This is a genomic window from Brachybacterium sp. NBEC-018, assembly GCF_024860185.1.
Classification (GTDB): domain Bacteria; phylum Actinomycetota; class Actinomycetes; order Actinomycetales; family Dermabacteraceae; genus Brachybacterium; species Brachybacterium rhamnosum.
Map to the genome: position 1 here is coordinate 606,151 of NZ_CP100650.1, position 25,354 is coordinate 631,504.

Below are 25,354 nucleotides of genomic sequence, written 5' to 3' on the forward strand. Positions count from 1 at the left end.
TCAGCCTTTCATGCCGGAGTGGGCGAGACCCTCGACCACCCGGCGCTGGAGGACGAGGAAGAGGATGAGGATCGGGGCCATGGCGAGCAGGCTCGCCGCCATCATGACCGGATAGTTCGTCATGTGCTGCCCCTGGAGCGTCGCGAGGCCGACGGCGAGCGGCATGCGGTCCTCGTAGGTGCTCACGACGAGCGGCCACAGCAGGTCGTTCCACGAGGCGATCGTCGTGAGGATCGCGACCGAGGCCAGAGCGGGCCCGGAGAGCGGGAGCATGACCCGCCAGAAGATCTGCCACGGGTTCGCCCCGTCCAGGCGGGCGGCCTCCTCGAGCTCCGCGGGCAGCGCCACGAAGTGCTGGCGCAGCAGGAACGTGCCGAAGGCGCTGAACAGGCCCGGCATGGCGATGCCGAGGACGGTGTTGAGCAGGCCCATGCCCTGGATGATCGAGTACTGCGGGATCAGATAGATCTGGTTGGGGACCATGAGGATCGACAGCAGCAGCGCGAAGAGGATCCCGCGCCCGCGGAACTGCATGCGGGCGAAGGCGTAGCCGGCCATCGCGCACAGGATCATCTGCACGATCACCCGCAGCGCGGTCACGCCGACGGAGACCAGGAACTGGTCCACGAAGGGCAGCAGGTCGAAGACGGCCGCGAAGTTCCCCCACTGCGGGCTCGCGGGGAGCAGGCTCGGCGGGACGCCGGTGACCTCCGCCTGCGTGGACAGCGACATGATCAGCTGCCACACGAACGGGAAGATCATGACCAGCCCGCCCACGGTGAGCACGACGTAGGCGTCGATGTTCCGCGGCCCGCGGGCGGCGCGGGGGCGGGGTGCGGGGGCATCAGTCATAGGACACCCACCTCCTCTGGAAGCGGAACTGGACGAGCGTGATGACCCCGATGACCAGCAGGATCAGCATGGCGATCGCGGAGGCGTAGCCCTTGTCGTTCTGGGCGAAGGCCTGCTCGTAGAAGAGGTAGACGAGCGACTGGGTCTGCGCCATGGCCGGGTTGTTCGGGCCCAGCAGCGCGTACAGCAGGTCGAACAGCTGGAAGCCGTTGATCGCCGTGATGATCGTCAGGAAGAAGATGCTCGGGGTGAGCAGCGGGACGGTGAGCGAGAAGAACTGCCGCATCGGCCCCGCGCCGTCGAGGGACGCCGCCTCGTACAGCTCCGGCGGGATCGCCCGCAGGCCGCCGGAGAGGATGATGATCGAGAAGCCGAGCGAGGACCACAGGCCCACGACGCTCACCGCGGCGAGCGCCCAGCCGGGGCTCGAGATCCAGTACGGGCCGTCGACCCCCACGAGGGACAGGGCATAGTTCAGCAGGCCGAAGTCGCTGTTGTAGATCATCCGCCAGACCATCGCGATCGCGGCGGGCATCGCGACGATCGGCAGGAAGAACATGACCCGGTAGAACCAGGCGAGGCGCAGGCCGGGCCGGTTCAGCAGCGCCGCGAGGTAGACGGACAGCGGGATGCCGAGCAGCACGATCACCGTGTAGATCAGCGTGTTCAGCAGGGCGCGGGGGACGTGGGCGTCGGTCAGGAGGTCCGCGTAGTTCTCGAGCCCCGTCCAGCGGGTGCCGCCGAACGCCCCGAACTCGGTGAACGAGTTGTAGAGGGTGCGCAGGATCGGCCAGAAGTAGAAGACGACGACGCCGAGCATGAGCGGCCCGATGAAGAGCCAGGCCCAGCCGTCCTCCCGGCGGATCCGACGGGTGGGCTCACTGCTCATCGGCGAGCGCCTCGTCCATCTTCTGCGCGAGCTCGGCGCAGCCCGCGGCGACCTCGAGCTCCCCGCCCACGATCTTCGGGTAGTACTCGAGCTCGAGGCTCAGCCAGGCGGCGGTGTTCCTCGAGACGGGGTAGGGGCTCGCGTCCGCGGCGGCGTCGATGAAGCGCTGGAGCTCGAACTCGGGCAGGGCGTCGACGTAGGCCTGGGCGGTGCCCTCGAAGGCGGGGTTCGCGGCACCCTCCTCCGCCTGGATGCGGTTGGCCTCCTCACTGCCGAGGAAGGCGAGGAAGGCGGCGGCCGCGGCCTTGTTCCTCCCCTCGGCGGCCATGGTGTTGCCGATGCCGTGGATGACGTTGCCGGCCTGCTTCCCGGTGGGCAGCGGGGCGGTGCGGATCGCGTCGCGCACCGGGGAGTCCTTGAACACCGCGGCGGACCAGTTCCCGGACCACAGCATCGCGGCCTTGCCGGCGTTGAAGAGGTCCGCGGGCTTGTTCTCGGTGGTGAACTCGACGCCGGGGGCGGTGCCGTCCTCGACCATGCCGCGCAGGAACGTGAAGGCCTCGATGGCGGCGTCGCTGCCGTAGCCGGACCTCGTGGCGTCCTCGGAGATGATCTCGCCGCCGGCCTGGATGACGAGCGGGTAGACGTAGGCCTGGTTCGCGGTGCCGCCCGCGTTGCCCCACACGCCGTCGTCGGCGAGGGCCTCGGTGATGGCGCGGGAGGTCTCGCGGTAGTCGTCCCAGGTCCAGTCCTCCGTCGGCGCCTCGACCCCGGCCTTCTCGAAGTGGTCGGCGTTCCACCACAGGCCGATGGTGTCGAAGTCCTTCGGGACGCAGTACTGGGCGCCGTCGAGCGTGTAGAGCGCGTTCATGGCGTCGGGGTAGGAGCCGGCGTCGAAGCCGGGGACGTCCGCGAGGTCCTGGAGCTTGCCCTCGGAGGCGTAGAGCTGGAAGTTGGGACCGTTCATCCAGAACACGTCGGGGAGGTCACCGCCGGTGGCCTGGGTCTGGAGCTTCTCGAAGTACTGCTCGAAGGGGGTGACGGTGAGGGAGACGGTGATGTCGGGGAACTGCTTCCCGAAGGCGGCGATGATCTTCTCCATCGCGCCCTTCTGCGCCTGGTCCCAGATGCTGTAGGTGATCTCGCCGGAGGTGTCGGCGGGGATCTCGTCGGGGATGCCGCCGCCTCCTCCGCCTCCGCCGCTGCAGGCCGCGAGGGTCCCGGCGCCGAGGGCGGCGGCGCCGGTGAGGAGCGTGCGTCGGGTGGTGGTGACCATGGGGTGTCTCCTGGGGTGGGGGTTCTCAGTGGAGGTCGGGGAGGGGCGGGTCCTCGACCTGGAGGACCCGTCCCAGGGCCTGCCGCAGCGCGATCGAGAGCGCGCCGACGATGGTGTGGTCCTCCCCCGGGCTCGCGGCGAGGACCCGCGGGGCGCCGGGGGCGCGCAGCAGGCCGACGACCCGCTGCTCGAGGTCCGCGAGGGCCGAAGGGCTCGTGGTGAGCGGGCCCCCGTGGACGAGCACGGCCTCGGGGTCGAGGGCGTAGCTGAGCACGGCGATCACGGCGGCGAGGCGCTCGTGGAGCACGGGGACCCAGTCCTCGGGGAGCTCGCCGTCGTCGATCAGCCGGGCCACGTCGAAGTAGCGCTCGGTGCGGCCGCCGTGGGTGAGCGTCGCGGGGAGGACGCCGGTCGCGCTGAGCACGTCGCCCTCGCCCACGCCGCGGTGCGCGCCGTGCCAGGGGCGGCCGTCGATGACGACCGCGGGGCGGTGGAACTGGTGGTTGGTGAGGTAGAGGAAGGTGCCGAGGCCCCGGGCGGCGCCGGTGCGCAGCTCGCCGAGGGCGCGGAGGTTCATGTCGTTCTCGACCTGCACGGAGGTGAGGCCGAGGGTGCTCGCGGCGAGGGCGGCGAGCGGCACCCTGGTGAGCTCGGGGAGGTGGATGGAGACGAGGACGGTGCCGTCGTCGTCGACGATCCCGGAGACGCCGATCGCGGTCTCGAGGATCTGCGCGCGGTCGATGCCGTGCCGGTCCAGGACCTCCCCGATCGCGGCGAGCAGACCGGGGGCGAAGGCGTCCCCGGCGGCACGGGTGCGCAGCGGATCGTGGTCGAGCGTCTCCTCGACGAGCGGGGGCCCGGTGAGGCGGCGCACCTGCACCGCGCTCTCCCCGCGGCGCACGTCGATCGCGAGGACGAGCTGCTCCGCGGGGGCGGCGCCCCAGGTGCGGGCGGGGCGGCCCATCGGCACGGCGAGCGGATGGGCCTCGGCGGCGAGGCCGAGCTGCTCGAGCTCGGTGAGGGCGCGCTGCACGGTGGGGCGGCTGACCTGCGCGATCTCGGCGAGGGCGCTGATGGTGGCGGGGCCGTGGTCGCAGAGGTGCCGGAGGATCCGGCCGAGGGCGGCCGCGTAGAGCCTCTGCCCCTTGGGGCGCTGTGCTGCCGTGCCCTCGTCCCTGCGACCGTCGTCCACCCGTCCCCCTCGACATATGAAAGTTGATTGCAGAAGTTATGCCGCGCGTCACACCGGTGTCAAGGGTCCCGGCGTAGGGTCGACCCACACGACCGGCCGCCCCTCCCCGACCGCGCGGCCCGAGGAGTCACCGATGACCCTGCACGGCACGATCCATCTCCACCCCGCGCACGTCGTGGGACCGGTGCGGCGGCGCACCTTCGGCAGCTTCGTCGAGCACATGGCCCGCTGCGTCTACACCGGCGTCTACGAGCCCGGCCACCCGCTCGCGGACGCCGACGGCCTGCGCACCGACGTCCTCGCCCTCACCCGCGAGCTCGGCGTGAGCAGCGTCCGCTACCCCGGCGGGAACTTCGTCTCCGGCTACCGCTGGGAGGACGGCGTCGGCCCCGTCGAGCAGCGGCCGCGGCGCCTCGAGCTCGCCTGGCACTCCACCGAGACCAACGCCTTCGGCCTCGACGAGTTCATGACCTGGGCGGACAAGGCGCAGGTCGAGCCGATGTACGCGGTGAACCTCGGGACGCGCGGCACGCAGGAGGCGCTCGACGTGCTCGAGTACACGAACGCCCCCACCGGCACCGCCTGGGCGGATGCCCGCGCCGCGAACGGCCACGAGGAGCCCTACGGGATCCGGATGTGGTGCCTCGGCAACGAGATGGACGGCCCCTGGCAGATCGGCCACAAGACCGCCGAGGAGTACGGCCGGCTCGCCGCGGAGACCGCGCGCGCCATGCGCCGCATGGACCCCGACCTCGAGCTCGTCGCCTGCGGCTCCTCCTTCCCCTCGATGCCGACCTTCGGCGCCTGGGAGCAGGCGGTGCTCGCCGCCGGCTACGAGGCGATCGACATGATCTCCGCGCACATCTACTTCCGCGAGGACCATGCGGCGGACCAGGCCTCCTACCTCGCCGCCGCGGAGGAGCTCGACGACTACCTCGACGCCGTCGTCGCCGCCTGCGACCACGCCCGCACCCTCGGCAAGCACTCCAAGCGGATCATGATCAGCGTCGACGAGTGGAACGTGACGAACGCGAGCCGCGGCGGCGACGCCGGGGAGGACCCAAGCGGCGAGGACTGGCCCGAGGCACCCGCCTTCGCCGAGTCGACCTACACCGCGCAGGACGCCGTCGTCGTCGGCAACCTGCTGATCTCCCTGCTGCGGCACACGGATCGCGTGGCCTCCGCCTCCCAGGCGCAGCTGGTCAACGTGCTGGGCCCGATCCGCACCGTGCCCGGCGGCCCCGCCTGGCGGCAGACGATCTTCCACCCCTTCGCCCTCACCTCCCGCCACGTGAGCGGGCAGGTGCTCGCGACCGTGAGCGAGTCGCCGGAGCGGGCGAACCCGCGCCGCGGCGGCACGAGCCCCGTGCTCGACGCGGTCGCGACCTGGGACGAGGGGACCGGCTCCCTCGTGGTGCTCGCCGTGAGCCGCAGCCGCGGCCAGGACCTCGAGATCACCGTGCCGCTCGGCGCGTTCGGGGAGGACCTCGCGGTCCAGGAGGCGGTGGTCCTGCACGACGAGGACCCGTACGCGGTCAACACGGCCGACGATCCCGACCGCGTCCTCCCCCGCCCGCTCGCGGGGGCCCGGATCGAGGAGGGCACGATGCGGGCGACCCTCCCGCCGATCAGCTGGGCGATGATCCGGCTGGGCCGTCAGGACTGAACCGCGCCCCTCCGCGTCCCCGGCGGACTATCGTCGCGGGGACGGACTCGGGGCCACCGACGACCCCGCCGATCAGCGAGGACGTGACACCCCGATGCGACGACGCACCCTCACCACCGCCCTGGCCGCCGCTCTCACCGCCGGCGCCGCCTCCCCCGCCCTCGCCGAGGGCAGGCCGGACCGCCCCGAGCCGCGCGCGCCGCGGCTGCTCAAGGACGGCACCGGCCTGTACCCGCGCGTGATCCGCCTGGCGCACCAGGACGGGGCCGAGGACCGCCTCCTCGCCTCCGTCGTCTCCTTCGACGGCCCCTCCGGGTTCGGGGCGATCCTCGAGTCCACCGATGGCGGCGCGACCTTCTCCCCCGTCGGCAGCGTCCTCGACGAGGCGACCGACGGCGGGGAGGGGCTGTGCTGCGCCACCCTCTACGAGCTGCCGCGCGCCGTCGGCGACCTCCCCGCGGGGACGCTGCTGTGGAGCGCCTCCGTCGGCGCGGACACCGGCGAGGACCGTCGCATGTCGATCCGCATCTGGGCGAGCACCGACGTGGGCCGCAGCTGGGAGCGGATCGCGATCACCGCGGTCGCCGCGAACGCCGGCGGGTACTGGGAGCCCGAGTTCCAGCTCGCGGCCGACGACGAGCTGGTGCTGTGGTTCTGCGACGAGACCGACGGGGAGCGGCATTCGCAGCGGATCGTCCAGCAGACCTCCCGTGACGCGCTCACCTGGACCGATCCGGTGCCGGTGATCGAGCTGGAGGATCCGACGGCCCGCCCCGGGATGCCCACCGTCCGGCGCCTGCGCACGGGCCGCTGGGCGATGGCCTACGAGGTGTGCGGGCCGCAGGACCTGTGCCGCAGCTACGTCCGCACCGCCGAGGACCCCCGCGACTGGGGCCCCGCCACGGACCGCGACCCGGTGATCAGGGCCGTGGACGGCACCGAGCCGCGGCACACGCCCGTGCTCACGGTCGACGACGACGGCTCGGTCATCCTCGGCGCCCAGATGCACTACCGGCAGGACGGCGAGGTCGCCGACAGCAACGGCCGGTCGATCCTCCGCACCCGGAGCCGCTCCCTCACCGGCCGCGTCCGCTGGGTGCTGGAGCCCGCACCGGTGCCCGTCGAGGACCCCTGGAACAACTACTGCCCCAACTACTCGCCGACCTTCGTGCGCACGGGCACGGGGCACCTGCTGGAGATCACCTCGGCGCCGTCGGAGGACGGCGTGTGCCGGCCCTGGTACGGGTCGACGCCCTGAGTTCCGGGCGGGGTCAGGCGGCCGTCGGCCCCGTCGGCCGCTCCGTCCCCTCCTTCTCGCGGAACAGGGTCGCGAAGAACAGCGCGACGCCCACGGCGAGCGCGGCCGGGATCAGCCAGATCGCCCGCCAGGCATGGCTGCCGTCGGCCGCGAGGAAGGCGTCGACGATCGGCCCGGAGATCAGCGAGCCGATGAGCAGGCCCACGCCGTAGGTCGCGAGCGAGATGAGGCCCTGCGCGGCGCTGCGCACGTGGGCCGGGGCGAAGCGGTCGGTGTAGATCTGCCCGGCGACGAAGAAGAAGTCGTAGCAGACCCCGTGCAGCAGCAGCCCGATGATGACGAGCCACAGCAGGGAGCCGGCGTCCCCCACCGCGAACAGCGCGTAGCGCGCCGCCCACGCGACCATGCCGATCAGCAGCGTCCACTTGATGCCGAGCTTCTTCAGCATGAGCGGCATGATCAGCAGGAACAGCGCCTCGGAGACCTGCCCGAGAGACTGCACCGCCGCCGCGGACTTCACCCCGATCTCGTTGAGGTAGAGGTTGGTGAAGTTGTAGTAGAAGGCGAGCGGGATGCAGATGAGGATCGAGGAGAGGAAGAAGACGAGGAAGGAGCGGCTCTTCAGCAGCGCGAGGGCGTCCAGGCCCAGCACGTCCCGCACGGTCGCGCGGCCCTGGGCGGGCTGCGGCGGCGTGTGCGGGAGGGTGAAGGCGTAGATCCCCAGCAGCGCCGAGCCGATCGCGGCCATGACGAAGGTGTTCTGGAGCGCGCCGCCCGCCTCCCAGCCGAGCCAGCCGATGAGCAGGCCCGCGATGATCCAGCCGATCGTGCCGAACACGCGGATCGCGGGGAACTGCTTCTCGGGGCTCGCGAGGCGCCGGAAGGAGATCGAGTTCGCGAGCGCGAGGGTGGGCATGAAGGACACCATCGCGAGCAGCGCGAGCACGAAGAACGGCCCGAACTCCTCCTGCCGCCCCGCGAGGAACAGCATGACGGCGCTGACCAGGTGCAGCACGCCGAGGATCCGCTGGGCCGCGAAGAAGCGGTCCGCGATGAGGCCCACGATGAACGGGGCGAGGATCGCGCCGAGGGACTGGGTGAGGAAGGCGAGGGAGATCTGGCTGCCGCTCGCCTGCAGATCGGTCGCGAGGTAGGTGCCGAGGGTGACGAACCAGGCGCCCCAGACGAAGAACTCCAGGAACATCATCGTCGAGAGCCGCGCACGGGTGAGGAGGTCGAGGTCCATGCCCCAGGAATCTAGCCCGACGGTCGGCGCCGCGGGAGTGGTCCGGGAAGGTCAGCCCTCCTGGGCCACGGCCGCGATCTGGCTCGCGGCCCCGCCCCACTGCTCGGCCGCGGCCACCATCTCCTCCGGGTCGACGCCCTCGACCACGAGGGTCAGCCGCACGCCGGCGGTGGCGTCCGGGACGAGCTCGAGGCGGAGGTGCTCCCCCGGCTCCGCGGGCGCGACCTGCACGTCCAGCAGCTGCGAGGCGGTCACGGCGACGACGGTCCCGAGCACCACCTCCGGCGCCTGCGGGGCACGCCATTCCTCCCCGGGTGCGGGAGCGGGCAGGTGCTCGGCCCCGCCGAGGAAGAGCTCCCAGGCCCGCGGGGCGGGGCAGGACAGCGAGCGGACGATGCGCACGGACCAGGCGTCCGCCGCGTCGTCGGGAGCGGGGTCGAGGGGCTCGGCGGGGCTCATCGTCTCCTCCATCGGCAGCGACGCCTTCAGCCTAGGACGGGTCCCCCGTGGCACGGTAGGCCGACGACCACCGGGATCCGCCCGGCGAGGAGGGGGCCTCTCATGGAGCACGCGATGCTCACCGCGCTGCACGGGCAGTGGGTGGAGGCCGTCGACCCGGCGCCGCATCCCGTCCTGGTGACGAGCCGCGCGGCCGTGCTGCACGGTGACCTGCGGGGGCCGAGCGGCGCTCCCACCAGGGACGACACCCGCGTGCTGGGCGCCTTCGTCACCTCGAGCGTGCTCGCCGCCGACGGGACGCTGACGCTCCTGCTCGCCGATGCGGACGGCGGACGGCCGATGCCGCTCGCGGTCGCCGCGCCGTGGGGCCTCGCCCTGCCGGACGGGGCAGGTCTCGCGGCCGCGGAGGACGGCCGGATCGGCGCGCGTCCCGGAGACCCTGCCCCACGCTTCGCGACCCCCGCGGCCATGGCGGCATGGGCGGCGAGCGACCCGGACGAGGTCGAGCTCGCGGTGCTCGAGGCGGGGCTCGACGACTGGGTGACCCCGGCGGACGTCGTCGCCGAGCTCGTGGAGCGCGACGTGCGGGACCCGCGGGAGATCGCCCGCCACGGCGCGGCGGCGCTCGCCCGCCTCGTGGCCCGCGGGGACCTCGAGGCCGGCTCGATCGGCGAGCAGGGCTTCGTCGCTGCTGCCGAGGGACAGGCCGCCTCGATCGAGCACGCGGCGGCGCTGTGGCACGTGCTCGGCGGGATCGGGAGGCGGCCGGGCCCCGGTCAGATCGCCTGGTTCGCGATCACCGACCGGGGCCGGTCCCGCGTGCCCGTCAGCCGGTGACGACCTCGAGGCGTGAGCCCGCGCGCACCCGCCCGCGGTCGATCGCGACGCCCGCCGCGCGGTAGCGGCGCTCGAGGCCGCGCACGTCCTCGCCCGCGAGGTCGATCTCCTGCCCGTCGATCCGGAGGGAGCGCACGCCGCAGCCCGTCTCCCCCACGGTGACCTGCACGGTGATCATGCCGCCGCCGAAGGGGACCTCGGCGGTGGTGCCGTCGAGCGCGGCCGGCAGCACCGGGTCGATCTCGAGCCGGCCGGCGCGGGCGCGCACGCCGAGCACGTCCTCGACGACGAGCCGCAGCAGCAGCCCCGGGCCGGAGGAGTAGACGCGCCAGCCGCCCTCGAAGCCCGTGGACTCCTCGAACAGCGCCGCACCGTTCTCGGCCGCGACGTAGCGGTCCGGGAAGACGGCGTCGGAGCTCGAGTAGTAGCAGTTCGCCTGCCGGGGCCGGGCCCCGCGGATCCGCTCGGTGACCCCGATCGGGACGGCCTTCAGCAGCTCCTGCCAGGCGCGCTCCGCCTCGCCCAGGCGGGTGAGCGCCTCGATGAAGCGCAGGTGGGAGTGCATGTACATGAGGCCGATCTCGCGGCCCCAGAAGGTCGCGGTCTCCGCCCGCTGGAAGACCTCCATGACGCCGCCGTGGTACTCGACGGGATGGTCGAAGAGGTACACGCCGGTGGGGCCGGCGAGGTGCTCGTCGATGAGGGCGAGGTGGTGGCGGGCCTGCTCGGGGGTGAGCAGCTCGTCCGTGAGGGCGTGGATCATCTGCAGGGAGCCGTGCTGCAGCCCCGTGGTGGTGTCGGTGGGGTGCACGAGGTGGCGCAGGCGCCCCTCCTCGAGCCAGCCGTAGCCGGCGAGCTCGCCGTCCACGAGCAGGAGCTCCGCGAAGGCCTCCGCGGCGCCCGCGGCGATCGTGCGGCAGCGCTCGGCGAGCGCCTCGGTCTCCGGCCCGGCGTGCTCGGCGAGGGCGTCGGCGAGGCCCGTGAGGGCGGTGATCTCGAGCTCCGTGGTCCACGTGGAGCACAGGTGGCGGGCGAGCTCGGGCCGCGCGGGCTGGAGGGAGTCGTTCCAGTCGCCGTGGCCGTAGGCGGGCAGGCGGGGGTCCTCGGTGCGGGCGCCCTCGATGTGGGCGACGGCGCGGGTGAGGTGGTCGAGCACGCTCGTGGGCGCCCCCATCGCGGCATCCCCCACCCAGGGGGCGGTCTCGCCGAGGATGCTCGCGTCCCCGGTCGCGTCGAGGTACTCGCCGAGCGCACGCAGCGGCCAGTAGACGACGTCGCCGTGGCTGTCGCGCAGGCCGGGGCCGGCGTGGCCGGGCAGGTAGTCGAACCACTGCGGCCAGGTGCCGTCCTGCTGCTGGGCGCCGAGCACGGAGAGCAAGGTGCTGCGGAGGGCCGCAGGCTCGTCGGTCGCGAGCAGCAGGCCCAGCGGGCCCTGGCACACGTCGCGGGTGCCCCAGGCGCCGCCGCTGTACTGCTCGAGGCCGCGCGGGGAGCGGAAGTGCACGGCGGCGTTCTGGGCGAGCCAGGGCAGCATCTCGCCGATCGCCTCCCCCTCGACGGTCGCGGCGCCCGTGAGGGCGGGCAGGCGCGGGGCGTAGGCGGGCTCGGCAGTCCTCTCCGCGAGGGAGACGCCGAGCAGCACCTCGGCGGTGCGGGCGGTGCCGAGGGCGGCGGTGCGCAGGCCGCTGCCGTGCTCGCGGGCGTCGGCGAACAGGACGGCGTCGCCGTCCACCGGCACGGGCGCGCCGTCGGCCGTGACCTGCAGGGCGAGCTCCTCGGAGCCGTCGACGACGAGCAGCAGCTCGCCCGCGGTCGAGGTGATCGTGATCCGGGCGGCGCCGGGCAGCTCGACGGCGGAGCGCACCTCGATCCCGCCGTGCTCGGTGGCGTAGCGCCAGGTGCTCGCGGCGGCGGAGGTCGACCAGGCGGAGGGCACGCCGAGCAGCTCCCAGTCGCCGCCCTCGGCGCGGTGCAGCAGGCGCACGCCGCTGCGGCGCTCGAGGCCCAGGTAGGAGCGGCGCACGGTCGTGGTCTCGCCGCTCGAGGCGTGCCCCTCGGTGAGCTGGGAGCAGAAGACGCCGCGCATCCAGACGGTCGAGGCGACGGTCGCGAGATCGGCGACGGCGCCCGCGGTGGCCTGCTGGATGTGGCCGTGGGGGCGCAGCACGCCGCGCTCCTTCGCAGCGCTGACCACGTGCCCGGCGGGGCCGAAGCCGGAGAGCAGGCCGGAGCGGCCCTCCTCGACGAGGCGCAGCTCGCCGCCCGCGAGCTCCTCGAGCAGGGCGCGGTCGCCGGGGCGGACGGGCAGCTCGGCGGCGAGGGCGAGCAGGCTCGCGGCGAGGGGCGTGCCCGGCTCCGCGGCGGGGAGGGCGGGGAGCTCGAGCCCCTCGCGTACGGCGAGCACGAGATCGGCGTCCGCCGCCGACGTCGCCCCCGGGTGGTCCGCGACGACGGCGCCCCAGAAGCTCGTCACCTGCTCCTCGCCCGGGGCGAGGGTCACCGCGGCGGTGCGCAGGGCGGCGAGGGTGTGCTCGTGCTGGAGCCGCTCGGAGGGCAGGTCCAGCGCGGCGTCGAGGCCGGAGCCGGTCGCACGGTCCAGGAGCTGGAGGGCGTCGGTGCCCCACTGGGCGACGGGGACGTCGGCCCCGATCACGGCCCAGGGGACGTCGCCGGTCGGCATGTTCTGGCGCACGGCGAGGGCGAGCGTGCCGCCGGGGAGGTCCACGGGCGTGAGGTCGAGGTACTGGGCGACGTACTGCTCGTTGCGGCGCACGGCGTCCATCGCGGTCAGCGCCACGTCGAGGGTGTGCAGGAGGTCCGCCTCGATCGCCTCGGCGCCGTCGTTGCGCAGCGCGATCGTCCAGGCCCAGCCGGTGCCGTCGGCCGTGGCGGCGAGGCGGGTGCGGGCGGTGAGGTCGCCGTGGGTGGTGGTGACGGTGCCGCCCGCGGTGATGGTGCCGCCGCTCGCGGGGCCGGTGAGCGGGGCGGCGGTCCAGGCGGCGTCGCCGGGGCGGCGGTGGCGCAGGTGCACGCCCGCCGGTCCGGAGCCGGCGGCGGTCGCGGGGTACTGGAGCAGGCTGAGGCCGGCGGCGTCGAGGCGGGCGGCGTCGCCGGCCTCGGTGCGCTCGAGGGTCACCGGGAGGGTGCGCACGGCGGTGGTGGAGGGGGTCACGGGGTCTCCTGGGGAGCGGGGGTGGGGGTCAGCTCCTCGCCGTCGCCGGGCGCGGCGCAGCCGCAGCTGGACCGGTGGACGATGCGGGAGTCGAGCACGACGGGCTCGGGGTCGGGGTCGGCGCCGTCCACGAGCTCGGCGAGGCGGCGCGCGGCGAGCGCCCCGAGCTCCTCGACGGGCTGGGCGACGGTGGTCAGGTCGGGGCGCACGTAGCGGGCGGCGTGGACGTCGTCCCAGCCCACGACCGCGATCCTCGCGGGGACGTCGACACCGAGGTCCTGCAGCTCGTGCTGGACGGCGAGGGCGAGCTCGTCGTTGCCGCACACGATGGCGTCGATGTCGAGGCCCTCGGAGTGCAGCTCGCGGGCCACCTCGGCGCCCTCCTCCTCGACGGGGTCGACGGCGAAGGTGGCGACAGGCTCGAGACCGGCGTCGGCGAGGGCGCTGCGGAACCCCTCGTGGCGGGCGCCGATGTCGGAGTCCGGCTCGGGACGGCCCACGAACGCGAGGCGGCGGCGGCCGGTCTCGATGAGGTGCGCGGTGAGGCGGGCCGCGGTGACGGTGTTCTCCGCGTAGAGCGCGTCGCGGCCGGGGATGCGGCCGCGGGCGGCGACGACGACGGGGCGGCGGGCGGCGATCTCGGTGATGAGGGCGTCGTCCACGGCGCTGCGGGCCATGAAGGCGACGCCGTCCACGTTCCCGGCGAGCCGGCGCACGGCGCGGTCGGGGTCCGTGTCCGGCCCGGCGAGATCGAGGACGACGGAGAGGCCCATCTCGCTCGCCGCCATCTCGAAGCCGACGAGCACGGCGGCGTAGTAGGGGCCGTCGATGTGCGGGAGCACGAGGCCCAGGGCGTTCGTGCGGCGCCCGGCGAGGGCGCGGGCGGCGCCGTCGGGCACGTAGTTGAGCTCGCGGGCGGCGGCGAGGACGGCCTCGCGGGTGCGGGGGGCGACCTTGTCGCTGCCGCCGAGGGCGCGGGAGACCGTCGCGGTGGAGACGCCGGCGCGCTGGGCGACGGCGTAGATGGTGGCGGCGCGATCGGGGGTCCGATGCATGCTCCTCACCTTCCTGGGGCGTGTGCTGCGGGTGGGGTCCGGGGCGGGGATCATGGGGTCCCGCCTGCTGGCCTCGTGCTTGCGCTCCCGGAATGGAAGCGCTTACATAGTCTCACGGTAGACGAGGACGCCTCCCGCGTCCACGTCGCCCACCTGACGGCGGGGTCCCTGGTCCCGCGCCACCCAGCCACGGACGGGACACCCTCATGATCACCATCGACCGCCGCCGGATCCTCGTGGACGGCCGGCCCCGCCTGGTCCTCGCCGGGGAGATCCACTACTTCCGCCTGCCCCGCGACCAGTGGGCCGCGCGCATCGAGCAGCTCCGCGCGGCCGGCGCGAACGCCGTCGCGAGCTACCTCCCCTGGATCTGGCACGAGCTGCCCGGCGGCGACCTCGACGTCACCGGCGACACCCGCCCCGAGCGGGACCTCGGCGCCTTCGTCGACCTCTGCGCGGAGGCCGGGCTGTGGTTCATCGCCCGCCCCGGCCCCTTCCAGATGGCCGAGCTCAAGAACGAGGGCCTCCCCCACCGCCTCTACCGCGAGCACCCCGAGATCGTGCCCGTGGGCTGGGACGGCGTCCCCGCGCCCACCGCGACCGTCGACTACCTCGCCCCCGCCTTCCTCACCGAGGCCGAGCGCTGGTACGACGCCGTCCTGCCCGTGCTCGCCCCGCGGCTGACCACCCGCGGCGGCCCCGTGATCGCCGTCCAGCTCGACAACGAGATCGGCATGCTCGCCTGGGTCTCCAACTCCCCCGACCTCACCGACCACCTGCTCGCGGACCTCCGCACCTGGATCCTCGAGCACCGCGAGGACGCCGCCGGGACCTACCCCGCGATCACGGAGGGGGCGGACGCCTGGGCGCGCGCCGTGCGCAGCCCCGAGGAGGCCTGGGCCGGGCCGCTGCGCGTGGACCTCACCCGCTTCATGCGCGGCCGCTTCGCCCGCTACGTCGGCCACCTGCGCGCGGCCGCCGAGGCCCGCGGGATCACCGGCGTGCCCTTCCTCATCAACATCCACGGCACGGGCGACGGCTCCGGCGAGCCCTTCCCGATCGGCATCAGCCAGCTCGAGGAGACCTACGCCGGCCTGCCCGGCATGGTCTCCGGCTCGGACCACTACACGGGTGACATGACCCTGGACACCACCACGGACGTCTACGTCATGAACGCCCTCCAGCAGGCCGTCCACGACGACGACCAGCCGCTCACCTCCCTCGAGTTCGAGGCCGGCACGGGCGACTACGGGGACGGGTACGAGCGCCTCGCCGAGCCCTCCACCGCGGATCTGAAGTCCCGCCTCTTCGTCGCCCAGGGCAACCGCCTGCTGAACCACTACCTCTTCGCGGGCGGCGTGAACCCGCCGCTCGAGGAGCCGGTGGGCGACGGCAACGACCGCCTCGCCTTCACCGGCGAGCGCCACGGCTTCGCCGCCCCGATCACCCCCGAGGGGCTCGAGGGCCCGGCCTACGCACCGCTCGCCGCGTCGATCTCCCGCCTGCTGCTGCACGAGCGGCACCTCGCGAGCGCCGTCGAGGAGCTCGACGACCTCGCCCTCGGCTTCGTCGTGGACTCCTACGCGACCGAGTACGCCCACCCCCGCAGCGCGCTCATGCAGGAGGTCGTCGAGGACCTCCGCGCGCACCGCGGCGCCGGGCAGCGCAAGGCCCTCGCCCGCAGCGCCCTGCTGCGCGGGCACCGCTTCGACGCCGTGGACCTGCGCCGCCCGCGGCCGCGGCCGGACGGCGAGGGCCGGCGCGTGCTCATGCTCGCCACCTCCCGGCACCTCGACCCGCTCGTGCAGACCCACCTCGTCGAGCACGTGGAGGCGGGCGGGAGCCTGCTCCTGCTGGGCCCGCTGCCGGAGAAGGACCTCGAGGGCCGCCCCTGCCGGATCCTCGCCCGCGCCCTCGGCGTGCAGGCCGGGGAGCTGCGCCGCGACACTCCGCACTTCTACCCGTCGGTGCGCGGGGAGGCCGCGGCGGCGGCGCTCGGAGAGACCCGGGTGTCCTGGTTCCAGGAGCTGCGGGTGCCCGCGGGCACCGCGCTGCTGCGCACCGTCGACGGGGAGGTCTGCGGGGCCGACGTCACCGTCGGGACGGGCCGCGCGGTGCTGCTCGCGGCGGGCCTGCCCTCGCACCCGCGCCTGTTCGGGGAGCTGCTCGAGTCGCTCGGGGCGGGCCGGGGACTCGCCCTGACCAGCGACGTGCCCGGCGTGTTCGCGCTCAGCACCCGGGACGAGGAGGGCGGGCGGATGCTGCACCTGCTCAACGTCACCGGCTACCGGCCGCGTGTGCGGATCGTGCTCGACGGCGAGGAGATCGACCTCGAGCCCGCCCCGCACACCGGCTACCTGCTCGCCCGCGGCCTGCGGATCGGCGGCGTCGAGGTGCTCGCCGCGAACGCCGAGATCGACCACGTCGGGGCGGGAGTGCTCGGCTTCGACGCCCCCGCCGGGCCGCGGGCGCGGATCGTGCTGCGCACCGACGCCCCCGTCACCGCGGAGGGCCCCGGCGCCCGCGTCGTCCGCACCGGGGACGGGGTCGTCGTCACGGCCGACGGCCCCGTCCGCGTGCACCTCGGCTGAGCTCCCCATCGCGGGCCCCTACGGCTTGTAGATGTCCGCGAAGGGGTTCGGGATCGCGTCGAGCAGGCGCCTCGTGTACTCGTCCTGCGGATCGCGGATCACGTCGATCGCGATCCCGTGCTCCGCCACACGCCCCTGGTTCAGCACGACCACGTCGTCCGCGAGCATGCGCGCGGAGAGCAGGTCGTGGGTGATGTAGAGGATGCCGACGTCGGAATCCGCGACGAGCCGCTGCAGCAGGTCCAGCACCTCCGCCCGGATCGACACGTCCAGGCTCGAGATCGGCTCGTCCGCGATGATCAGCTCCGGCTCCGCGGCGAGCGCCCGGGCGATGACGACGCGCTGGCGCTGCCCGCCGGAGAGCTCGAAGGCATGCCGGCTGCGGTAGCGGCGCGCCGGGGTCAGCGCGACCCGCTCGAGCAGCTCGTCGATCGCGGCGCCCAGCTCCGCCCGGCCCATCTGCCGATGGTTCCGCAGCGGCCGCGACAGGATGTACTCGAGGGTCTTGTTCGGGTTCAGCGAGGAGTACGGGTCCTGGAAGACCATCTGCACGAGCGAGCGGTAGCCGCGCAGGCCGCTCCCGCCCAGCGTGCCGACGTCCACGGGCCCCTGCCGCCCGTGGAAGGTGATCGACCCGGAGGTGGGACGGTCCACGCCCGTGATCATCCGGGCGAGCGTCGACTTCCCCGATCCGGACTGGCCCACGAGCGCCGTGACCATGCCGCGGCGCAGCTGGAAGCTCACGCCGTCCACGGCGAGCGTCTCCCGCCGGTGCAGGCCCTGGCGGGAGCTGAACACCTTGGTCACGTCGGCGACGTCGAGCAGCACCTCCCCGCGCAGCGCCTCCGTCGTCTCCCCCACCGACTTCTCGAAGGCGGGACCGGCGAAGCGCACGGTCCGCTCGGGCAGGCCGGGGGTCCCCGGCTCCGTGCGCTGCAGCAGCGCCACGTGGCAGGCGGCGCGCGGCGGCCGCCAGCTCCCGGCCGCGTCCAGGCGCAGCGCGGTCACGGCGCCCTCGGTGCGGGTCGTCGGCATCTCCACGAGCGGCGGCGCGTCCGTCAGGCAGCGGTCGATCCTCTCCGGGCAGCGCGGCGCGAAGGGGCAGCCCTGCAGGGACTGGGAGAGGTCCGGCGGCCGGCCCGGCACGTAGGTGATCCGCACGGTCTCCTGGCGGGGGTCGCCGTAGGAGCCCAGCAGGCCCTTCGTGTACGGGTGCAGCGGCTCGCGCAGCAGGTCGTCGGTGTCGTGCTCCTCGACGATCCGCCCCGCGTACATGACGAGGATGCGGTCGGAGAGGTCCATGACGGTGCCGATGTCGTGGCTGATGAACAGCACCGCGAAGCCCTGCTCCGCCTGCAGGCGCCGTACGCCCTCGAGGATCGAGCGCTGCACCACCACGTCCAGGCCCGTCGTCGGCTCGTCCAGGAGCACGAACTTCGGGTCGTCGGCGAGGGCGAGCGCGAGGTTCACGCGCTGCTTCATGCCGCCGGAGAGCTCGTGCGGGTACGCGCGGATGAACCGGTGGTCGATGAGCACGAGGTCGAAGAGCTCCTTGATCCGCTCCACGACCTCCCCGCCGCGGCGGGAGGAGTGCAGCTCGATCGCGTCGCGGAACTGGTCCTCGACCCGCACCACCGGGTTCAGCGCGTTCATCGAGCTCTGGAAGACGGTCGAGAAGTCGCGCCAGCGGTAGGGGCGCAGCTCCTCCTGGCTCATGCCCGTGATGTCCATGCCGTCGAAGCGGATCGTGCCGCCCGTGATCGAGCCGGGCCGCTCGGTGAGCCGCAGCACCGCGGTGCCGAGCGTCGACTTGCCGGAGCCGGACTCGCCGATCAGGCCCACGAACTCGCCGGGCCGGATCGAGAAGGACACGTGGTCCACGGCGTCCAGGGCCGGGTGCAGCTTCGGGGCGTAGCGGACGGTGAGGTCCTCGACCTCGAGGATCGGGGTCACGTCGTCGGGCGCGGATGCGTGGCGGTCCATGTCAGCCGTCCTCCCGCAGGTGCGGGTTCGAGATGAGGTCGATGCCGAAGTTGATGAGGGTGAGCGCCATGATCAGGCCGGACAGCGCGAGGCCCGGCACCAGCAGCCACACCCACAGCCCCTGCGCGAGCGCCCCCTGCAGCTGGGCCTGGTAGAGCATGGTCCCCCAGGAGACGGACTCGGTGTTCCCGAGCCCCAGGAAGCTCAGCCCGGCCTCGGCGCCGATCGCCCCGGTCGCCGCGCCGAAGAAGCCGGCGGCCACGAGCGAGGTCATCTGCGGGAGGATCTCGCGGGCGATGATCGTGGGCGTGCGGTCGCCCGCGAACTTCGCCGCGGTGACGAAGTCGCGGTGGCGCAGGGTGATCATGAGGGCCCGCTTGGAGCGGGCGGCGCCGGCCCAGGAGATGATCCCGATGATGAGGATCGTGAACCAGATCGAGCGCACCTCGGAGTACGCCATGAGGGTGATGATCAGCGGCAGCGTCGGCACCACGAGGGCGACGTTCGTGAGCAGCGAGAGCACGTCGTCGATCCAGGTGCCCTCGAAGTAGCCCGAGGTCAGGCCGATCACGAGGCCCACGGCCGTCGCGAAGAGCCCGCCGAACAGGCCCACGACGAGCGAGACGCGGGTGCCCCAGATGAGCTGGCTGAAGATGTCCGCGCCCTGGGTGGTGGTGCCCATGAGGTGCTCGCCGCCGGGCAGCAGCACGGGCGCGAAGCTCGTGTCGTCCCCGCGGTAGGGGGCGATGACGGGCGCGAGGACCGCGAGCAGCACGTACAGGCCCAGCAGCACGATCCCGGCGCGGGCCTTCCTCGAGGACCACAGGATCCGGAACCAGCCGGGCCCGTGGTCGATCCGGTCCGTCTGCTCCGCCTCGGCGAGCGCGAGCTCGGCGACGTCGGGGGCCGGGGTGGGGTTCGAGGGGTTCTCGCTCATCTCAGGCCGCCTTCCGGGCGCGCGGGTCCAGGACGCCGTAGAGCATGTCCGCCACGAGGTTCGCCACGAGCGTGCCGACGATCGTGAACAGCAGCAGCGCCTGCAGCAGCGGGTAGTCCTTGCCGGAGGCGGCCTGCTGCATGAGCCGGCCGAGCCCCGGGTAGTCGAAGGTCGTCTCGATGAGAATCTGCCCGCCGAGGATCCCGCCGAGCGCCATCGCGAGCCCCGTCACCGAGGGCAGCAGCGCGTTGCGGGCCGCGTAGCGCAGGGCGATCTGCTTGTCCGGCACGCCCTTGGCGCGGGCGAGGCGGATGTAGTCCTCGCCGAGGTTGAGGATCATCGTGTTGCGCATGCCGAGCACCCAGCCCACCGGGCCGAGCAGCATGAGCACCGCCGCCGGCAGCACCGAGTGCCTCACCGCGTCGAGCAGGAACTCGAGGTTCAGCCCCGGCATCGAGGCCTCGTAGCCGCCCGCCGTGGGGAACCAGCCCAGCACGTAGCCGAAGACGAACAGCAGCAGCAGGGCCACCCAGAAGGACTGCAGGGTCCCCACGAAGGTCGAGCCGAGCGTGACGATCGAGTCGAACGGGGAGTTGCGCCACCAGGCGGCGAAGGCGCCCAGCACCGTGCCCAGCACGAAGGAGAGCACGAGCGTCACGCCCACGAGCACGAGGGTCCACAGCAGGGCCCTGCCGATCACGTCCGTCACCGTGGCCGGGAAGTACGTGTACGAGTAGCCGAAGTCGCCGCGGGCGAGCTGGCCGAGGTAGGCGAGGTACTGCTCGAAGAGGTTGCCGTCGGGCTGGCCCAGCATGACCCGCATCGCCTCGATGCGGGCGGGGTCGATCTCGGTGTCGCGACCGGAGATCTGGCGGATCATGAGCTCGGCGGGGTCGCCGGGCTGCAGCCTCGGGATGAGGAAGTTCAGGGTGATCGCGGCCCACAGGGTCAGCAGGAAGTAGCCGATCCGGCGCAGGAAGTACTTCACGGAGCGCTCCGTTCCACTCGGGAGGACACGACCGGGGCGGTGCGCTCACGCCCCGGCCGTGGCGTCAGGAGGCGCTCGGCGGCACCAGGCGGGTGATGATCATGAGCATCTCGGAGTTCGTCCCGTAGGGGTCCTCCTCCGAGGGCCAGCCCTCCGCCTTGTCGGTGCGGTAGATCATCCGGGCCGGGGCGTAGAACAGGCAGGTCACGGGGTACTGGGTCATCATGATCTCGACCAGCTCGCCGGTGAGGGCCTTCTGCTTCTCCGGGTCCGTCTCGCCGGAGAGCTCCGAGACGATCTCGTCGGTGTGCGCGTCCTCCCAGCGGCCCACGTTCGCCTTGACCGTGTCCTTCGTGGGGACCTGGTCCGAAGCGAGCTTGGAGCCCAGGTTGCGCGCCACCTCGCAGCCGCCGTGGAGGTACTCCAGGCACATGTCGAAATCGGCGTCCTTCTTCGCCTGGTCCACGGCCTCCGGCGGGGAGGTCTGCACCGAGGCGTTGATGCCCATGGTCTGCAGGTTCCGCACGACGACGTCGGCGGCGGCCTGGTAGTCGATCCAGCCGGCCTGCACGAGGAACGTCGGGGCGAAGGCGGAGCCGTCGGGCAGGGTGCGGAAGCCGTCGGAGCCCTTCGCGTAGCCGGCCGCGTCGAGCAGCTCCTCGGCCTTCGCGGTGTCGAAGGGGAGCACCGTCTCCTGGTCCGTGTAGGAGTCGGGGAGCAGGTTCTCGGCGTAGGGCAGCTTGAGGCCGGTCTGCGAGGCCGGCTTCATCACCGAGTAGGTGGCCTTCGCGCTGATCTCGTCCTTGTCCAGGCCCTGGGAGATCGCCTCGCGCAGCTTCGCGTCGTCGAACGGTGCCTTGGTGAGGTTGTAGGTGAGCACGGTCGAGCCGGCCGGGGCGTACCAGAAGTGGTTGAGCTTCTCGTCCTTCGAGGCGAAGGCCTGCTCGGGGTTCGGGATCTCTCCCCAGAAGGCGTCGAGGTCACCGGCGGTGAGCTTGAGGGCGGCGTTGGTGGCGTCGTAGTTGCCCTCGAGGATCAGCTCCTGGACCTTGACCTTGTCCGCCTGCCAGTAGTCCTCGCGGCGGGTGAGCTGGAGGCGGCGGCCGTTGTAGGAGCCCAGGTCGAAGGGGCCGGAGCCCACGGGCTTCTCGTCGATGTACTGCGTGGGGTCCCCGGCGTCCTTCCAGACGTGCTGCGGGAGCACCTTCGCGGTGATGAGCGAGTCGAACTTCGCGGCGGCGAGGCCGGAGAAGGAGATGACGACGTCCTGGCCGTCCACCTCGACGGACTCGGCGGGGGCGCCGAACACGTCGTTCCACAGGCCGATGTCGTCCGCCGCGGGGTACTGCTTGCGGAGGTTGAGGGTGAAGGCGACGTCCTCCGGGGTGAGCGGCTTCCCGTCGGACCAGGTCACGCCGTCGCGGATGGTGAAGACGAGGGTGGTGTCGTCCTTCCAGGCGAACGCGGTCGCGATCCAGGGGACCACCTCGCAGTTCATGGAGCTGCGGATCATGATCGGCTCGTAGAAGTAGTTCTTCGAGGTCACGTTCGGGGAGAACGGGTTGAAGTTGGTGATGCCGGCGACGTTCTCGGCGACCTCGGCGGGGAAGGTCAGCTGCGGGATCGTGGTGCCGTCCCCGGAGGTCGCGGCGCCGCCGCCCTGGTTGGTCCGGATCTGGCCCGAGCACGCGGCGGTGCCGGCGACGAGCGCGGCGGCCAGCGGTCCGGTGGCGAGGAGAATCCTTCTCTTCATCGAGTGCTCCTAGGTGCGGCGGTCGCGCCCGACGGTGGGCGCCGACCTGGGGGTCCCGGCGGTGGAGAGGCTGGTGGGACCGGGGGTGGGGATCTCGGAGGCGCCGGCTCTGGCGCTCCGATGGCGATGATGTTAGCGCTTACACTCACAATGTCAACGCTTACATCGCGGGGTGGGCGGGTCCGACGGGCCCGACGGGGTCAGTCCGCGACGGCGGCCGCGAGATCCGCGGCGAGGCGCTCGAGCTCGGCGTCGTCGAGGTCGTGCACCGTCAGCCGCAGGTGGCGGGAGGGCTCCTCGCCCGCCTCGAGGCGGAACTCCTCCCCCGTGCGCACGAGCCAGCCGCTGCGGGCGAGGGCCGCGGCGACCTCGGGGGCGGGGCGCGGCACGGGGACCCAGAGGCTCATGCCGTCCCCGGCCGCCGCCTCGATCCCGTGCGCGGCGAGGGCGCGGGCGGCCGCGGCCCCGCGCTCGGCGTAGTGCGCGCCGGCGCGCTCGATGAGCGCGAGCGCCGCCTCGTCCCGCAGCACGCCGTGGGCGAGGCGCTGCAGGAGGTGGCTCACCCAGGTGGTGCCGGGGCTGAGGCGCAGGGCGAGGCGCTCGGCGGTGGCGGGGTCCGTGGCGGTGACGGCGAGGCACAGGTCCGGGCCCAGGAACTTCGAGACGGAGCGCACGAGGGCCCAGCGGTGGTGCCCGGGGCCGACGATCGAGCGGAAGGGCGAGCGGGAGAGGAAGGAGTAGTAGTCGTCCTCGATGACCAGCACGTACGGGTGCTCGGCGAGGATCGCGCGCAGCTCGCGGGCACGGCGGGCGCTGAGCGAGGCGCCGGTGGGGTTCTGGGCGCGGGGCGTGGTGACGACGGCGCGGGCACCCGCCCCGAGGGCGGCGCGCAGGCCGTCCGGGGTCATGCCCTCGGCGTCGACGGCCACGGGGATCGCACGGTAGCCGCCGTGGCGCACGGTCTGGATGCTCGCGAGGAAGCACGGGTCCTCGAGAGCCACGGCGTCGCCGCGCACGAGGGCCTGGGCGAGCAGCCGCTCGATCGCGTCGACGGCGCCGCTGGTGAGGGTGAGCGCGGCGTCGGCCCCGGTGGGGACGTCGGGGGCGACCCAGTCGCGGGCCCAGGCCTCGAAGCCGGGGTCGATCACGGGCTCGCCGTAGAGCACGGGACGGCCGACGGCGCCGGCGAGCGCGGGCGCGAGATCCGGGATGAGGGCGGGGGCGGGGTTGCCGGTGCCGAGGTCGCGGAGGGCGCCGGCGGGGACGTCGCCCGCGAGGCGGCGGAGCGTGCCGGCGGGGGCGAAGCCCTCCTGGGCGACGGCGGGGCGGCCGGCGACGCGCGTGCCGGCGCGGCCCTGGGCGATGACGGCGCCGTCGCGGGCGAGGCGCTTGTAGGCGGCGACGGCGGTGTTGCGGTTGACGCCGAGCTGCTCGGCGAGGGCGCGCACCGGGGGCAGGGGGGCGCCGGGCGGGAGGTCACCGCGCTCGATGAGGCCGCGCACGCTCGCGGCGATCTCCGCGGCCGTGGCCCCGGTGATCGTCGCGCTCGATGTGCTCCCCACCTGCCCGAGTGTAGGGCCGGGCGTCTCATGGGGTGGCGGGCCCTCGCGCGCTCCCCGCCCCGCGGTGGTACTTTCGGCCTAGGCCAATGATTGGCCTAGGCCATAGACGTGGGGCGGAGGCCCCCCGCCCTTCCCGAGGAGAACCCCATGAGCGCACCCACCACCGGAACCGGCACCGTCAAGCGGGGCCTCGCCGAGATGCTGAAGGGCGGCGTCATCATGGACGTCGTCACCCCCGAGCAGGCCCGCATCGCCGAGGACGCCGGCGCCGTCGCCGTCATGGCCCTCGAGCGCGTCCCGGCGGACATCCGCGCCCAGGGCGGCGTCTCCCGCATGAGCGACCCGGACATGATCGACGGCATCATCGAGGCCGTCTCCATCCCCGTCATGGCGAAGGCGCGGATCGGCCACCAGGTCGAGGCGCAGGTACTGCAGGAGCTCGGCGTGGACTACGTCGACGAGTCCGAGGTCCTCTCCCCCGCCGACTACGTGCACCACATCGACAAGCACCGCTTCACCGTGCCCTTCGTGTGCGGCGCGACGAACCTCGGCGAGGCCCTGCGCCGCATCACCGAGGGCGCCGCGATGATCCGCTCCAAGGGCGAGGCCGGCACCGGCGACGTCTCCGAGGCGACCAAGCACATCCGCACCATCACCGGCCAGATCCGGGAGCTCGCCGCGAAGAGCGAGGACGAGCTCTACCTCGCCGCGAAGGACCTCCAGGCACCGTTCGCCCTGGTCAAGGAGGTCGCGGAGACGGGCGCCCTGCCCGTCGTCCTGTTCACCGCGGGCGGGGTCGCGACCCCGGCGGACGCCGCCTTCATGATGCAGCTGGGGGCCGACGGCGTGTTCGTGGGCTCCGGCATCTTCAAGAGCGGCGACCCCGCCAAGCGCGCTGCCGCGATCGTCAAGGCCACCGCCTTCCACGACGACCCGAAGGTCATCGCGGAGGCCTCGCGCGGCCTCGGCGAGGCGATGGTGGGCATCAACGTCGCGGACCTCCCCGCCCCGCACCGGCTCGCCGAGCGCGGGTGGTGAGCGCGCCGCGGATCGGGATCCTCGCCCTGCAGGGGGACGTGCGCGAGCACGCCCGCACCCTGCGCGGTCTGGGCGCCGAGGTGGTGCCCGTGCGCCGCGCGGAGGAGCTCGAGTCGGTCCAGGGGCTCGTGCTGCCCGGCGGCGAGTCGAGCGTGATCGACAAGCTCACGCGGACCTTCGGCCTGCGCGAGCCGCTCGTCGCCGCGATCCGGGGCGGCCTGCCGGTGTACGGCACCTGCGCGGGACTGATCCTGCTCGCGGACCGCGTCGAGGACGCGATCGCCGGGCAGCAGACCCTCGGCGGGCTCGACGTGACCGTGCGGCGCAACGCCTTCGGCCGGCAGAACGAGTCCTTCGAGACCACGCTGCCGGTGCCCGCGCTCGGCCCCGGGCCGGTCGCCGCGACGTTCATCCGGGCACCCGAGGTCACGGCCGTCGGCCCCGCGGCGGAGGTCCTCGCGCGCCTCGGGGACGGCCGCATCGTCGCCGTCCGGCAGGGGGCGCTGCTCGCGACCGCCTTCCATCCGGAGGTCTCCGGCGAGGACCGCTTCCACCGGCTCCTGCTCGACCTCGCGTGCGGGCGGGGCTGAGGGGGGCGGG

The 25,354-nt window shown here is 73.4% G+C and carries 19 protein-coding genes; 6 read left to right on the forward strand and 13 right to left on the reverse strand.

The window, feature by feature from the left end; genetic code table 11:
- From NLU66_RS02765 to NLU66_RS02780, 4 genes are read right to left on the reverse strand one after another with little or no spacing between them, the layout of a single operon-like run.
- Complete coding sequence (locus tag NLU66_RS02765) at window positions 1–852, reverse strand: carbohydrate ABC transporter permease (protein ID WP_259361431.1); 852 nt, start codon at window positions 850–852, stop codon at window positions 1–3.
- On the reverse strand, window positions 845–1,741 hold the full coding sequence (locus NLU66_RS02770; protein ID WP_259361432.1) for a carbohydrate ABC transporter permease: 897 nt from the start codon (window positions 1,739–1,741) through the stop codon (window positions 845–847). The genes NLU66_RS02765 and NLU66_RS02770 overlap by 8 nt, the downstream gene beginning before the upstream one ends.
- Entirely contained in the window at window positions 1,731–3,017 is a 1,287-nt protein-coding gene (locus NLU66_RS02775) for an ABC transporter substrate-binding protein (protein WP_259361433.1), read from the reverse strand. The genes NLU66_RS02770 and NLU66_RS02775 overlap by 11 nt, the downstream gene beginning before the upstream one ends.
- Window positions 3,018–3,042: 25 nt before the next feature.
- Entirely contained in the window at window positions 3,043–4,209 is a 1,167-nt protein-coding gene (locus NLU66_RS02780; RefSeq protein ID WP_259361434.1) for an ROK family transcriptional regulator, read from the reverse strand.
- Window positions 4,210–4,342: 133 nt separating this feature from the next.
- On the opposite strand from NLU66_RS02780, the gene NLU66_RS02785 reads away from it, so the two are divergent.
- Both NLU66_RS02785 and NLU66_RS02790 read left to right on the forward strand, forming a co-directional pair.
- The gene (locus tag NLU66_RS02785; protein ID WP_259361435.1) at window positions 4,343–5,875 is read left to right on the forward strand and encodes an alpha-N-arabinofuranosidase; all 1,533 of its coding nucleotides are present in this window, start codon (window positions 4,343–4,345) and stop codon (window positions 5,873–5,875) included.
- Between the two features lie 94 nt (window positions 5,876–5,969).
- On the forward strand, window positions 5,970–7,133 hold the full coding sequence (locus tag NLU66_RS02790) for a sialidase family protein (protein ID WP_259361436.1): 1,164 nt from the start codon (window positions 5,970–5,972) through the stop codon (window positions 7,131–7,133).
- A gap of 13 nt (window positions 7,134–7,146) precedes the next feature.
- On the opposite strand, the gene NLU66_RS02795 is transcribed toward NLU66_RS02790, so the two are convergent.
- Both NLU66_RS02795 and NLU66_RS02800 read right to left on the reverse strand, forming a co-directional pair.
- A complete protein-coding gene (locus NLU66_RS02795) occupies window positions 7,147–8,379 on the reverse strand; it encodes a nucleoside permease (protein WP_259361437.1) in 1,233 nt (410 codons plus the stop codon).
- 51 nt (window positions 8,380–8,430) lie between these two features.
- Entirely contained in the window at window positions 8,431–8,838 is a 408-nt protein-coding gene (locus NLU66_RS02800) for a hypothetical protein (RefSeq protein WP_259361438.1), read from the reverse strand.
- Window positions 8,839–8,940: 102 nt separating this feature from the next.
- Between NLU66_RS02800 and NLU66_RS02805 the strand changes: the two genes are divergently transcribed.
- A complete protein-coding gene (locus NLU66_RS02805; protein ID WP_259361439.1) occupies window positions 8,941–9,675 on the forward strand; it encodes a hypothetical protein in 735 nt (244 codons plus the stop codon).
- Here NLU66_RS02805 and NLU66_RS02810 read toward each other — a convergent pair.
- Entirely contained in the window at window positions 9,665–12,847 is a 3,183-nt protein-coding gene (locus NLU66_RS02810; RefSeq protein WP_259361440.1) for a GH36-type glycosyl hydrolase domain-containing protein, read from the reverse strand. The genes NLU66_RS02805 and NLU66_RS02810 overlap by 11 nt on opposite strands.
- Entirely contained in the window at window positions 12,844–13,902 is a 1,059-nt protein-coding gene (locus NLU66_RS02815) for a LacI family DNA-binding transcriptional regulator (protein WP_259361441.1), read from the reverse strand. Before NLU66_RS02815 ends, NLU66_RS02810 begins: the two co-directional genes overlap by 4 nt.
- 206 nt (window positions 13,903–14,108) lie before the next feature.
- On the opposite strand from NLU66_RS02815, the gene NLU66_RS02820 reads away from it, so the two are divergent.
- Window positions 14,109–16,493: a beta-galactosidase gene (locus NLU66_RS02820; protein ID WP_259361442.1), complete on the forward strand. Its 2,385-nt coding sequence runs from the start codon at window positions 14,109–14,111 to the stop codon at window positions 16,491–16,493.
- A gap of 18 nt (window positions 16,494–16,511) precedes the next feature.
- Here the strand turns inward: NLU66_RS02820 and NLU66_RS02825 are convergent, their stop codons facing one another.
- The 5 genes from NLU66_RS02825 to NLU66_RS02845 form a co-directional block, all read right to left on the reverse strand.
- Complete coding sequence (locus NLU66_RS02825) at window positions 16,512–18,476, reverse strand: ABC transporter ATP-binding protein (RefSeq protein ID WP_259361443.1); 1,965 nt, start codon at window positions 18,474–18,476, stop codon at window positions 16,512–16,514.
- A gap of 1 nt (window position 18,477) precedes the next feature.
- Window positions 18,478–19,413, reverse strand: coding sequence for an ABC transporter permease (locus tag NLU66_RS02830; RefSeq protein ID WP_259361444.1), 936 nt, complete (start codon window positions 19,411–19,413; stop codon window positions 18,478–18,480).
- Between the two features lies 1 nt (window position 19,414).
- Window positions 19,415–20,401, reverse strand: coding sequence for an ABC transporter permease (locus NLU66_RS02835; RefSeq protein WP_259361445.1), 987 nt, complete (start codon window positions 20,399–20,401; stop codon window positions 19,415–19,417).
- Between the two features lie 64 nt (window positions 20,402–20,465).
- Window positions 20,466–22,154 carry an ABC transporter substrate-binding protein gene (locus NLU66_RS02840; RefSeq protein WP_259361446.1) on the reverse strand — a complete coding sequence of 563 codons (1,689 nt, stop codon included), beginning with the start codon at window positions 22,152–22,154 and terminating at the stop codon, window positions 20,466–20,468.
- A 200-nt stretch (window positions 22,155–22,354) separates the two neighbouring features.
- Window positions 22,355–23,716 (reverse strand): aminotransferase class I/II-fold pyridoxal phosphate-dependent enzyme, encoded by a 1,362-nt coding sequence (locus tag NLU66_RS02845; protein WP_259361447.1) that lies wholly within the window; start codon window positions 23,714–23,716, stop codon window positions 22,355–22,357.
- 147 nt (window positions 23,717–23,863) lie between these two features.
- Here NLU66_RS02845 and pdxS point away from each other — a divergent pair, with 147 nt between their 5' ends.
- Together pdxS and pdxT are read left to right on the forward strand one after the other, a co-directional pair.
- Window positions 23,864–24,754, forward strand: a complete 891-nt coding sequence (gene pdxS, locus NLU66_RS02850) for a pyridoxal 5'-phosphate synthase lyase subunit PdxS (protein WP_137769353.1) — start codon at window positions 23,864–23,866, stop codon at window positions 24,752–24,754.
- Window positions 24,751–25,344, forward strand: coding sequence for a pyridoxal 5'-phosphate synthase glutaminase subunit PdxT (gene pdxT, locus NLU66_RS02855; RefSeq protein WP_259361448.1), 594 nt, complete (start codon window positions 24,751–24,753; stop codon window positions 25,342–25,344). Before pdxS ends, pdxT begins: the two co-directional genes overlap by 4 nt.
- Window positions 25,345–25,354 lie beyond the last annotated feature (10 nt).